Annotated in this window: 12 protein-coding genes; 3 read left to right on the forward strand and 9 right to left on the reverse strand. The window is 46.0% G+C overall.

Annotated elements, in window-relative coordinates:
- Nucleotides 1–32: 32 nt before the first annotated feature.
- From flgK to G496_RS0115855, 9 genes are all read right to left on the reverse strand, one after another.
- On the reverse strand, nucleotides 33–2,168 hold the full coding sequence (gene flgK / locus G496_RS0115815; RefSeq protein ID WP_027180120.1) for a flagellar hook-associated protein FlgK: 2,136 nt from the start codon (nucleotides 2,166–2,168) through the stop codon (nucleotides 33–35).
- Nucleotide 2,169: 1 nt separating this feature from the next.
- Nucleotides 2,170–2,649, reverse strand: coding sequence for a flagellar protein FlgN (locus G496_RS0115820; RefSeq protein ID WP_027180121.1), 480 nt, complete (start codon nucleotides 2,647–2,649; stop codon nucleotides 2,170–2,172).
- Between the two features lie 85 nt (nucleotides 2,650–2,734).
- Nucleotides 2,735–3,499: a rod-binding protein gene (locus G496_RS0115825; protein WP_027180122.1), complete on the reverse strand. Its 765-nt coding sequence runs from the start codon at nucleotides 3,497–3,499 to the stop codon at nucleotides 2,735–2,737.
- Entirely contained in the window at nucleotides 3,500–4,633 is a 1,134-nt protein-coding gene (locus tag G496_RS0115830) for a flagellar basal body P-ring protein FlgI (RefSeq protein ID WP_027180123.1), read from the reverse strand.
- Nucleotides 4,634–4,693: 60 nt separating this feature from the next.
- Nucleotides 4,694–5,392: a flagellar basal body L-ring protein FlgH gene (locus tag G496_RS0115835; protein ID WP_027180124.1), complete on the reverse strand. Its 699-nt coding sequence runs from the start codon at nucleotides 5,390–5,392 to the stop codon at nucleotides 4,694–4,696.
- A 17-nt stretch (nucleotides 5,393–5,409) separates the two neighbouring features.
- Nucleotides 5,410–6,417 (reverse strand): flagellar basal body P-ring formation chaperone FlgA, encoded by a 1,008-nt coding sequence (gene flgA, locus G496_RS0115840; protein WP_245577943.1) that lies wholly within the window; start codon nucleotides 6,415–6,417, stop codon nucleotides 5,410–5,412.
- Nucleotides 6,418–6,476: 59 nt separating this feature from the next.
- A complete protein-coding gene (flgG, locus tag G496_RS0115845; protein ID WP_027180126.1) occupies nucleotides 6,477–7,259 on the reverse strand; it encodes a flagellar basal-body rod protein FlgG in 783 nt (260 codons plus the stop codon).
- Between the two features lie 36 nt (nucleotides 7,260–7,295).
- Nucleotides 7,296–8,063 (reverse strand): flagellar basal-body rod protein FlgF, encoded by a 768-nt coding sequence (gene flgF, locus G496_RS0115850; protein WP_027180127.1) that lies wholly within the window; start codon nucleotides 8,061–8,063, stop codon nucleotides 7,296–7,298.
- Nucleotides 8,064–8,449: 386 nt separating this feature from the next.
- Complete coding sequence (locus G496_RS0115855; protein ID WP_027180128.1) at nucleotides 8,450–8,722, reverse strand: hypothetical protein; 273 nt, start codon at nucleotides 8,720–8,722, stop codon at nucleotides 8,450–8,452.
- Between the two features lie 418 nt (nucleotides 8,723–9,140).
- On the opposite strand from G496_RS0115855, the gene G496_RS0115860 reads away from it, so the two are divergent.
- The 3 genes from G496_RS0115860 (at nucleotide 9,141) to G496_RS0115870 (ending at nucleotide 11,313) form a co-directional block, all read left to right on the forward strand.
- Nucleotides 9,141–9,611, forward strand: coding sequence for a ribosome maturation factor RimP (locus tag G496_RS0115860; RefSeq protein ID WP_027180129.1), 471 nt, complete (start codon nucleotides 9,141–9,143; stop codon nucleotides 9,609–9,611).
- 69 nt (nucleotides 9,612–9,680) lie between these two features.
- Complete coding sequence (gene nusA, locus G496_RS0115865) at nucleotides 9,681–11,057, forward strand: transcription termination factor NusA (protein ID WP_027180130.1); 1,377 nt, start codon at nucleotides 9,681–9,683, stop codon at nucleotides 11,055–11,057.
- A 58-nt stretch (nucleotides 11,058–11,115) separates the two neighbouring features.
- Nucleotides 11,116–11,313 carry a DUF448 domain-containing protein gene (locus tag G496_RS0115870; protein ID WP_051295108.1) on the forward strand — a complete coding sequence of 66 codons (198 nt, stop codon included), beginning with the start codon at nucleotides 11,116–11,118 and terminating at the stop codon, nucleotides 11,311–11,313.

An 11,313-nucleotide genomic window follows, 5' to 3' on the forward strand; every position in this document is an offset into this window, starting at 1 on the left:
CTTCTCCGTTACCGTATTCTCAAAAAGAGAACCTAATTTTTAAGCCCCAGCACAGTCTGAAGCATCTGATCCGCGGTTGTAATAAGCTTTGCCGCGGCAGTGTATGAATGCTGAAATTTTATAAGATTGCTCATTTCCTCATCAAGATTGACTCCGGCAACCTCCTGCTGTTTGTCATCAAGGTCTGTTGCAAGCGTGTTCTGATAATTGTAATTAAATTTAGCATTTGCAGTATCAGAACCAACTGCGGCTACTGTGGAATCGTAATATTCAATCAGAGTCTGTCTTGAGGTTCCGTCAAAGGCGGTGGTGATGGCGATATCACTTTTACTCATTTCCATTATTGCCAATGCGGAAGAGTTGTCACCGGCGTTTGCTTCACCAGCTCCGTTAACATGCCCTGCGTTGATATGATTCAAGTTATTGTTGGCTTCCGGGTTCAGACCGACATCTCTGGTCGTGCTGCCGCTCAGATAGGTGTTAAGTCCCAATGCGGCATATAATCCGGAAGTATCCGTACCCATCTGAAACTCGTAACCGTCTTTAGCTTTCAACTGTAATTTATGGTTAACAACAGACGCATCGACATACGTACCGAAGGTATTATTAATAGCCGTGGCAACATCATTAATAGAATGCTGCGAAGGATCAAAAGTCTCACTGCCCGGAGGAACTATGCTTGAAAAATCAATGGGTCCGAATGATGCTGCAGAAGCAAGTTCACCGGTAGTCTTGTTATAAAAATACATTTCCGAACTGCCTGAAGTCAGTTTATCGGCATAAGGCAGTCCTGAAGCACCGCTTCCCAGAGCACGGTCATCAGTTGTGACCGAGTAGGTTCCTTCCATAGAGTTATAGGCTTCAAGCCCGGCTCCCTGAGAATGAATGCGGTTTATCTGCCAGACAATTTCCTTTGTCATGGCATCCATGCGTTCTTTATAACGTCCGACATTGTAGTCTCTAAAAGTGAGATAACCGGCAAGAGATCCGCCAACCAGCCTTTTGGAATCATCCTGACCGCTGAAACTTATCTGCGGGGTGATGTTTTCCTTGGTGGAAGTATTTCTAACCCAGTAAACTCCGCTTTTAGGCACAATGTTAAATTTGTCACCCTTGGTAAAATTCTGAGTCGGGTTTCCGGCAGAATCGTCAGCGGTTCCAAACCAGACTTTGACGCCGTCAACATCTATTGCCTGATCTTCACCACGGGCGTAGAAAAGTCTCTCATTACCATCCTCATCCTTCAGCCAGGTCTTGCCTCCATCAAGAGAGACCCTGAACTGGGCTGCACCGGAACCGGAACTGACACCCTTTCCTGAATCCGTAACTTCAAGAGTGTATTCAAAGTCACTTGAGCCATCGAAATAGACCTCACCGTCAAAATTTGATCCCGGAGTGAGGTTGTTCTGGGACTGAGGACCGTCGTAGGAAAGAGAAAAAGCCTTGTCACCGTCTACCAGAGTCTGTCCGGCTTTGGTAAGCAGAGTGATATTGCCCTTTCCATTATCAACCATGGTTGTATCCATGATTTTGGAAAGGTCACGAACCAGTCTGGCACGTTCATCATAAAGTGAATTAGGATTGTTCTGACCGTCAACCTGATCCACGTTGATACGTTTGTTAATATCAGCAATACGTTTCATTATATCATTAGCACTGGAAATATCCTGCTTGATATAATCTTCAACCTGCTGCTGATAACGTTCAACGTCATCTTCCATTGAATGCAGACTGTTGATCAGATTTCTGGTGTTATCAAGAAGCTGTTCACGTGTAGATGAATCATCAGCACGCTGGCTCAAGTCCTGCCATGAATTAAAAAAAGCACTCAGGGTGGAGTTTAACCCATAACCGCTTGATTCGTTAAAGATGCTCTCAACACTGCTTAAATTCTGATAAAGTGCATCCCATCTACTGGTCATGGAAGACTTGTCATTATAGCTGTTTTCCACAAACTGATCGAAATTTCTGTATACTTCAGCGGCCCTGACTCCGGTGCCGAGCTGTCCCGGCCTCCAGTCAAGTGAGATATTTTCCTCAAGCCTAACCTTACGGCGGGAGTAGCCCTCGGTATTGACATTGGATATATTGTCACCGGTGACCTGAATGGCAGACTGGGAGGCAAAAAGAGCTCCCGTGCCCATATTGAGGAGAGAGTTAACACCCATATCAGAGCCTTCCGTTAATTAATGAAGGATTAGGAGTTGAAACTTCATATCTTCCGCGAGCGGAATAAACATTCTGATTTTTAGGCTGAATCTCCTTATGGAGAAAACTCAGCAAAGACTGGCTCTGCTTGAGAAGAGCTTCGGCAAGCTGCTGGTTTTTTGTAGCCTGCACCGCACAGAGCTGTTCAAGCTTATCAATCTCAGCGACCTTACCTTCCATGTATTCACGGTCCGCATCATCAAGCTGAGGAAGAATCTGACCAAGGCGGGCAGCAGAACTGTCCACCCTTTTGATAATCCCTCTTAAGGACATGCGTTCGGAAGCAATCTGCCTCATAAGCTCCTGTATGATGAATTCTATCTGGGTCACGCTCTGAGGTTTTCTGTTCATCAGGCGGGAAAATTCTTCCTCAAGAAGGGTACCAAGCAAGGCTACAGCCTTTGACTGGCGATTAAGATTTTCTTTTATGAGCTTCAGCATACCCTTCTCCCGCTTAATATAACTTTGTTTTAGAACAGCTTTTTAAATATTGTTCCGATACAAAAAAACGTATTTTTTTCCGCTTTTAAATAGAGCTTGCAAGTTTTTTGCCAATCTGGTCGGCAGTGATGCCTATACCATATACAGTCTGGTCATGTTCCTTTTCTATCTTCCTTGCCAGCTCATCCACTTTTGCCATGGCTTCATGCCGTGAAAGGAATTTGTGACCGGAGCTTTCACTGCTTTCTTTAGCTGTTACTTCCGAACCGGAATCTTCGGCAGCAGCCTGTGCTCTGGCTTTAACCATATTCCTAAGAACAGGACCGCCGACACCGAATTCAGAGGAATCAAGTTCTATGCCCGGTTTGGGCAAAGGTATTCCCGGACCGGCTTCCGCTGCTTCCTTGTGCAAAGGCATTCCTTTGGCAGTCTCTTTAGCGTGGATATCATCAAGTGTTTTTGGCGCGGTGGCATTGCCGGTTCCCGGAAGAGTTTCTCTACTGGCATCTTCCAGCTTTGTACGCAGCTGCTGATAAAGCATATCCCCAAGACCTATTCCGCCGCCTGAAGCCAGCTTTTCAGAAAAATCCTTATCGAACATTGAAAGATACTGATCTTCGTAATTACTTTTCAGGTATCCTGATTTGGAAACGGTCTTACGCATTTCCTTCCAGATTTTGCCCATGAAGATAGCTTCAAACTTCTTGCAGGCCCCTTTAAGTTTTTCTTCTTTGGTCGAATCGTCAGAAAGACGTCCCTTGAGAGAATCCATCTCTCTTTTAAACTGAACCAGATCCTTTGCTTCTGCTGTGGACGTTGCAGCTTTCGGGTCAAATCCGCTGATAGTCATTTAGATAACCTCCAGCTCGGCATGAAGTGCGCCGGCAGCTTTCATGGTTCTTAATATGGAGATAAGGTCTCTCGGGGTGGCACCAATGGCATTGAGACCGTCAACAAGTTCCTGAAGAGTTGCACCTTCAACCAGCATCAGCCTGTTGTTATCTTCCTGAATATCCACATCAGTCTGGGGAGTTTCAACTGTTTCGGCTCCTTGAGGTGCAAATGGTCCGGGCTGGCTGACATCAGTACTTTCAGAGACAACAACCTGAAGGTTGCCATGAGCAACAGCCACTTTGCTGAGTCTTACACTTCGACCAAGAACAATAGTTCCGGTTTTTTCATCAACAACAACTTTGGCCTTGTCATCAGGTGAAACTTCAAGATTTTCCAGTGAAGCCATGAGCGGAACAATATTTCCCCTGAACTGGCGTGGAACCTTGAGTTCAACAGTTGAAGCATCCACAGCATGTGCATAGCCGCCGCCGATGGCACCGTTTACTCTGTTAACAACCTGCATAGCGGTGCCGAAATCAGACATCTCCAGATTAATTGTAATCTTATTCTGATCATTAAATTTAAATTTCACAGCCCGTTCAACAGATGCTCCGTTAGGAATACGGCCTACAGTTACAAAGTTTTTACTGGCTGTAGCGGCATCGCCACCGGCGGAATAACCGCCTAAGGTAAGCGAACCCTGTGCAAGAGCATAAATCTGACCATCTATACCTTTAAGAGGAGTCATAAGCAGCACTCCACCGACAAGGCTGTCAGCATCACCTATGGAAGAAACAGTGACATCAAGTGTTGACCCCGGCTTTGATGAAACAGGCATTTTTGCGGTAACCATTACAGCTGCGACGTTAGACGGTTTTATAGCCGACCTGTCGACCCGAACCCCCATCTTCTCAAGCATATTGACCATTGAAGTGGTGGTAAAAGCTGAATTGCTTCCGTCACCGGTTCCGGAAAGACCTACGACCAGACCGTATCCTACCAGTTCGTTAGTACGAACACCGCTGAATGCGGCTATATCCTTCAGTCTTACAGCCTCGGCCGAAGTCGAGCACAGAACCATAACGAATAGAAACAGCATTGCTGCCGTAAGCCCTGCGGTTCCTTTTTTCGTTTTTGTGCCGGTTGTCATCATTTCCTCCGAATTAATTCCATTTAAACACTTAATCTTGAATAGGCCGTAATCTGACTCTTAAAACGGCCATACGTTATCCAGAATTCTGGACAGCCATCCAGGACGCTGCTTGTCGGCAAGAATTCCGCGTCCGTAAACTTCAATCTGGGCATCGGCAAGATAACTTGACTCTACAGTATTGCCGGCCCCGATATCTCTCTGACGCAGCAGACCTTTAACAACCAGAACCTGTGTTTCATCGTTGATGCGGACCTGCCTTGCTCCCTCAACCTGCATTACGCCTCCGGGAAGAATCCTGACAATTCTACAGGCGACCGAAGCAGTGAGTGAAGATTCGTTCTTGGTCTCACCGGTACTTTTAAATTTATTGCTCATGGAAGAACCGATCTGGGGATCGTCACCGGAATTGTCCTTGGTTCCGAAAACATCAAGAGCTGAAAGAGGGCTGGTGGCAAAACTGCTTACAGTCATACTGGTATCATTCTGTTTTTCAGCCTTTGAATTTGAAGTATGCTTGCCCTTGGATGTCTCGGTTACGGTTACAACCACAATATCGCCTATGCGCCGGGCACGGTTGTCATCAAACAGAAAATCAGAATTAGAGGCCGCAAAAAGGGAACCCGGATTATTGACAGGTTCTGCTTCATAAGGTTCTGGAGTAGTCAGCACCGGCATGGGAGTAGGATTCTGCCTAGGCGGAGTACACCCTGCGGTCAAAGAAACTGCCGCAATAATTATTAAAAATATTTTTTTCATTTCGATCCTCCGGTTGATTACCTGACTCTTACCGTTGAAGCGTTGATAACCTTAGCAAGAATTTTAACCTTACTTTGCAAATTGCGTACCGTAACCGTTTCACCGATCCCGCCATCTTCCAGAACTTCGGCAGGAACACTTAAACGGATGTTAACACCTCGATATTCAAGAGAAACATTATCCCCTCTGGCGACAACCGGGGAAAGTTCAATAGAGCTTTTCTTGATGGGCTGGCCTGTGCCTATCGGACTCTTGACACGCCATGGTCCACCCTTTCCATCCCAGACCTCTGACCCGAGATAAGCGATATTTTTACGCTTCCAGGTAAGGAGATCGGGGGTAATCTCCTCCAGCCGGTTTATGGGACGGACGGGGCATGGCACGGCCCGCCATAGATTAAGAAAGAAACTTGATGAAATTCGCCTGACAACCCTGCCGTCTATGCTGACAACATTAAGCCTTATATTATTACGACCGGGTTCCAGCTTTCCGTTAAGTTCAACGGAGAGCCTGTCTGTGGGATCAGAGAAAAAGATATAATCAGGCAGCATAAACTTATCGAGTTCAGTCTGACCGTCGAAAGCAGCCAGATTCGGAGTCAAAAAGTTGACCACTTTACTTCTGATTTCCACCTCCGACAAAATGCGGCCACCGGTCTGAATACGTATCTGACTTGGAATAATGCATTTCGAAACAAGCTCGCCAAGATAATGATAAAGAACTTTTTTGAGCTTATCCCGGCTGACGGTAAGGGCACGGCGTCCTTTAGGAGCTGCGTTCCAAAGCTCCACTGCTGAAAGGTCCCGCACTGTTTTAGGAGGAAGGTTTCCGTAGAATTCCGCAATTTCCCCAAGAGTGACTCTGGGACCGGATGTAACGGCAGCGGATTTGATTTTTATTCTCCAGTCATCTTTTTTATTATCAGCATGGGCCGAGCCGAAAACCAGAGCCAGAGTTACAACTGCCGCAACAGTAAGTAATAATGGCTTTACCGTCCTTGTAATTATTTCCTGCATATTCATCATTAAAATCCCGTATTGTTCAGACCTGACAATGTCGTCATGCCGCCTTCTCAATACTCAGGCTACCTCTTTACATTAATAGCCGTCTGAAGCATCGAATCGGAAGTTGTCATGGCCTTGGAGTTTGTTTCATAAGCGCGCTGGCCGACAATGAGTCCAACCATTTCGTCAACAAGCTCAACGTTTGAACCTTCAAGGTAGCCCTGTGAAAGTGTTCCGAACTGATCATCACCGGGAACGCCTTCTACTGCTGCACCTGAACCTTCGGTTTCGAGATAAAGGTTTTTACCGATTGCATTGAGTCCCGGGGGGTTGATGAAATCGTAGATAGGTACATCAACACCAGCCAGCTCAACACCATTTTTATCAAGGGCCGAAAAACGTCCCTGCTCAGTAATAACAACGCTTGAAGTTTCCGGCGGAACAACAAATTCAGGCTGAAGCGGGTACCCTTGGGCGGTAACAAGACGACCGTCACTGTCCAGCTCAAAAGCTCCGGCGCGGGTGTAGGCATCTTCCCCGTTGTAATCCACCCGGAAAAAGCCCCTGCCCTCAATGGCGACATCAAGGGTGTTGCCGGTATTCTGAAAAGTTCCCTGAGAAAAGAACTTATGCACAGTCACCGGTTTGACTCCAAGGCCGACCTGCATACCTGTAGGCAGTCTGTTTCCAGCCTGATTGGTTGCACCGGCAATCTGCATGGTCTGGTACATAAGGTCTTCAAATTCAGCCCTGCTCTTTTTAAACCCCTGAGTATTAACGTTGGCGAGGTTGTTGGAAAGAACATCAATGTGCGTCTGCTGGGCGACCATTCCGGTAGCGGCAGTCCAAAGTGAACGCATCATAACTCTATCCCCCTGTCTTATTAATTAATATTTATTCTAAGCCCTTACAGAGCCGACTTTATCAATTACGGTTTTATCCAGAGTATCGGTTCCGGTGAGCATCTTCTGATACATTTCAAAAGTGCGCTGACTTTCAATCATCGAAACCATCTCAGTCACAATTTCAACATTGGATTTTTCGATAAATCCCTGCTTTACAGTTGAGTCCGAAGGGACTTCATTGCCATCAAAGGAAAAAAGATTTTCTCCTTCTTTTTTGAGTCCCTTGGGATCATCAATCTCAACAATATCGAGCTGGGCCACATTCTGCCCGTCAACCCGGATAACACCGGATTCATCAATGCTGACCTCTCCGCCCGGAGGAATGTTTACAGCTCCTCCGCCAGCAAGAACCGGATAGCCTTCAGATGTTACCAGTTGGCCATCGGGACTCATTTCAAAACTGCCGTCACGGGTGTAAAAAACATCTGCTCCCTTCTGAATTTTAAAGAATCCATCACCGTTTATGGCCAGATCCAGTGGATTTCCTGTACTCTGCAAGGCTCCCTGACTGAGATCCACGACTTCTTCAGACAGCCTCGGACGAGCCATAATTTTAGGTTCTGGAAAAAGGTCTTTATCCCTGATGAAAGGCTTGGAATCGACAACATAATCATGGGCAAAACGTAAAAAAGTATCCTGAAACGCACATGAGTCGCGTTTGTAACCGGTTGTATTAATGTTCGCCAAATTATTGGCGGTGATATCTACTCTGTGTTCATTTGACATTGCACCGAAAAGTGCGCTGAACATACTGTCACGCATGGCTTTCCTCCTGAAATGGCTATTTGCCAGCTTTAATCTCGTACAGTTCTTTGCAAGCTGCGGGCCAAAAAAATTTTGAGGGATAACATTCACAGGTGAAGCTATTTTTAAAATCATTAATTCTTGACTTAGCCCTTAATTAGGGTATTGCGTATTCGTACCCAACATTTCCCCGAGGTTTACCGCCCCCTCCGTCTTGAACATTTCCCCAAATATTCAAGATATCCCGGTTGCCTTGGGGATCTCTTTTAGGCACAAAAAAAGGCCTCCGAAAAATTCGGAGACCTTAAATAGTGCTTAATTATTTTATAAAAACGAGGTGCTTAAATTAATAAGCCAACCTCAAATGAGTCTAAGTTTTTTTACAGAATCCCTATATATTAATGTTATCCCACAAGATGAACAATAACACCTGTTACTGACTCCGGGATAATTCCCTGAGTGGCATCAGTATCAAAAGTAGCCTTTGTCGCATCCAGCACTTCAAACGGTCCGGTAGCGGGATCACTGAAAAAGCCCTGCGTAGCAGGAAGAATGTAAACTTCACCGGGAGCACCGGTCTCAGTATGCCCCGAATCTCCGGCACTGAAATAACCGGGATCATGAGCTGTTATATGTCCGGCCGGTCCGGCAACGATGTTATCAGTCATTATGGGCATAACTGTTTCCTTTTTAAAAATGTGATGCTATAACCATTTTCATTAATAATAAGTTAACACAGGTTCAGTGCAAGTCAAGAGAACTTGAAACTAAGGACTCACTCCACCTGTATTTTATGCAGCAAGCCTCTTAAATATAAGATTAACATCAATTTTAAGGCGCTATGGTGTTAGAGAGAGTCAAACCAGTTTTTGTTAATTGGCTTGACATTGGGCGGTGATGTGCCTACGTTGCTGTCCTCGGTGCGGGTGCAACTCAGCTTCAGTGAAGTTCAGAAACCCTTTTATTACGGGCCTGCCCCGTCATCCGCATCAGGCCTCAAATTGTGACCTTATGTGGGGTTGTCTGATGCTGAGGTGGGCCTTTTCGGTCCACTTTTTTTTATTTTATTCAACTTTTTATTTGGCGGAGACGATTTTGGATCAAGGCGGACTTGAAAAAACAATTACTGATATGATCAAACCGGAAATCGAGGCTATGGGTCTCAATTTATGGGGTGTGGAAATCACATCTGCCAACCGCCCGGTAGTCCGTATCTTTCTTGACTCCGATCAGGGCGTAGACATTGACAAATGTGCTGAAGTCAGCCGCCACCTGAGTCTGATGTTCGAAGTCGAGGATATTATGGATTTTGCCTATATCCTTGAAGTGTCTTCACCAGGACTTGAACGCCGCTTTTTCACTCCACAGCAGATGGAGCCGTACACCGGCAGAAAAGTAGAGATTACAATGGGCATTTCCCGCGATGGCCGGAAACGTTTCAAAGGTACACTCGAAAAAACCGGAGACAGCACACTCACACTCAGGCTTGCCGATCAGGATGAAACTGTCGAGCTTGAATATGAAGACATCAAAAAAGCCAAACTCGTTCACGAGTTTAAAAAATAATAACACAAGCACTTATTTTGCTTTTTCGCCACTCTGCAAACTGTAGCAGGTGCCGGAATGGAGGATCAAATGGGTTCTGAATTAAAAAAAGCTATCGACCAAATCAGCAAGGACAGAGGTATCGACAGAGGAGTTCTCATCGACACCCTTGAGGAAGCTGTACGCTCTTCAGTAGCCCGTAAATACAGCGATGCCATGGATATCGAAGTCACCTTCAATGAAGATGCCGGAGAAATCGAAGTATACCAGTTCAAAGTTGTAGTTGATGAAGTTGAAGATGAAATAAGCGAAATTACGCTGGAAGAAGCTCAGGCACATGATCCCAATATCCGCATCGATGACGAAATGGGATTCAAGCTCAAGGTTGAAGATCTTGGACGCATAGCAGCACAGTCTGCAAAACAGGTCATCATCCAGCGCATGCGTGACGCTGAACAGCAGATTATATTTAATGAATATAAAGACCGTAAAGGCGAAATCGTCAGCGGTATTATTCAAAGAAGAGACCGTTCCGGATGGATTATCAACCTCGGCCGTACTGAAGCAGTGCTGCCCAAGGGTGAACAGATTCCCCGTGAACGCTACAAACGCGGTGACAGGGTTCAGGCTCTGGTAATTGATGTCCAGAAGGAAGCAAGAGGACCGCAGATCACCGTTTCCCGCTCACATCCTGATTATATGGCCAGTCTCTTTAAAAGAGAAGTTCCTGAAGTTGATGATGGAACAGTCAAAATTATGGGTGTTTCCCGTGATCCGGGTCTGCGCGCCAAAGTTGCTGTCAACTCCATCGACCGTGATGTCGATCCGGTTGGAGCCTGTGTCGGAATCAGAGGCTCACGCATCCAGAACATTGTTCAGGAAATGCGCGGAGAAAGGATTGATATAGTTGTCTGGAGTCAGGATATAGCTGTTTATGCCCAGAACGCTCTCTCACCTGCTGTAATATCCCGTATTATGGTTGATGAAGAAGAAAAAATTCTGGAAGTAATTGTACCTGACGACCAGCTGACAGTGGCTATCGGACGTAAAGGACAGAACGTCAAACTGGCATCACGTCTGCTTGGCTGGAAAATAGATGTCTTTACCCAGAGCCGCTACGGAGAAATAAACTCCATCGGCAAAGGTATGGACCAGCTGGCAAGTGTTGCCGAAATTCCGCTTGAAAATTTCATATCCGCAGGATTTGAGTCCGCATCTCAACTTGCCGGAGCTAGCGAAGAAGAACTGCTGGCTGTTTCAGGAATGACTTCATCCAAAATCATGGATATCAAGGCCGCAGCCAATCTGCTCGGCGTAGAATCCTTTGAGGAAAAGACTGAAGAATCTGAAAGCGGACAGGGTGAAGTAGAAGAAGCCACAGTAGAGACTGAAGAGGAAACTCAGCTCGTAGAAGAAAGTCCCGAAGCTTCTGAAACTGAAGAACCTGAAACAGAAGATAAAGAATAAATTAAAGGAATGACTTTTGACCGGATTGGACAGTCGAATTAAGCACGAACCGGAAAGGATGTGCGTCATCTGCCGGGAAAAATTCAAAAAACACGACCTGTCCAGGTTTGTTCTTGCCGAGGGGGCTTGCGGGAACGAACTTGTTCCGGATGACAATTTTACAATGCAGGGCCGAGGCTACTACGTCTGCGGCAACACCCGGTGCACGGAAAGATTTAAGAATTTCCGGCCCCGGAGGAAGAAATCCAGGGGGTAA

Origin of the sequence: Maridesulfovibrio bastinii DSM 16055 (genome assembly GCF_000429985.1) — a bacterium.
GTDB classification, from domain to species: Bacteria; Desulfobacterota; Desulfovibrionia; order Desulfovibrionales; family Desulfovibrionaceae; genus Maridesulfovibrio; species Maridesulfovibrio bastinii.

Excerpts from the sequence above, each read along its gene's own strand:
- flgG (WP_027180126.1), bottom strand. The coding sequence starts at position 7,259 with ATGATGCGTTCACTTTGGACTGCCGCTACCGGAATGGTCGCCCAGCAG.
- G496_RS0115870 (WP_051295108.1), top strand. The coding sequence starts at position 11,116 with ATGTGCGTCATCTGCCGGGAAAAATTCAAAAAACACGACCTGTCCAGG.
- nusA (WP_027180130.1), top strand. The coding sequence starts at position 9,681 with ATGGGTTCTGAATTAAAAAAAGCTATCGACCAAATCAGCAAGGACAGA.
- flgK (WP_027180120.1), bottom strand. The coding sequence starts at position 2,168 with ATGGGTGTTAACTCTCTCCTCAATATGGGCACGGGAGCTCTTTTTGCC.
- G496_RS0115820 (WP_027180121.1), bottom strand. The coding sequence starts at position 2,649 with ATGCTGAAGCTCATAAAAGAAAATCTTAATCGCCAGTCAAAGGCTGTA.
- G496_RS0115855 (WP_027180128.1), bottom strand. The coding sequence starts at position 8,722 with ATGCCCATAATGACTGATAACATCGTTGCCGGACCGGCCGGACATATA.
- G496_RS0115835 (WP_027180124.1), bottom strand. The coding sequence starts at position 5,392 with ATGAAAAAAATATTTTTAATAATTATTGCGGCAGTTTCTTTGACCGCA.
- G496_RS0115825 (WP_027180122.1), bottom strand. The coding sequence starts at position 3,499 with ATGACTATCAGCGGATTTGACCCGAAAGCTGCAACGTCCACAGCAGAA.
- flgA (WP_245577943.1), bottom strand. The coding sequence starts at position 6,417 with ATGATGAATATGCAGGAAATAATTACAAGGACGGTAAAGCCATTATTA.
- G496_RS0115830 (WP_027180123.1), bottom strand. The coding sequence starts at position 4,633 with ATGACAACCGGCACAAAAACGAAAAAAGGAACCGCAGGGCTTACGGCA.
- flgF (WP_027180127.1), bottom strand. The coding sequence starts at position 8,063 with ATGCGTGACAGTATGTTCAGCGCACTTTTCGGTGCAATGTCAAATGAA.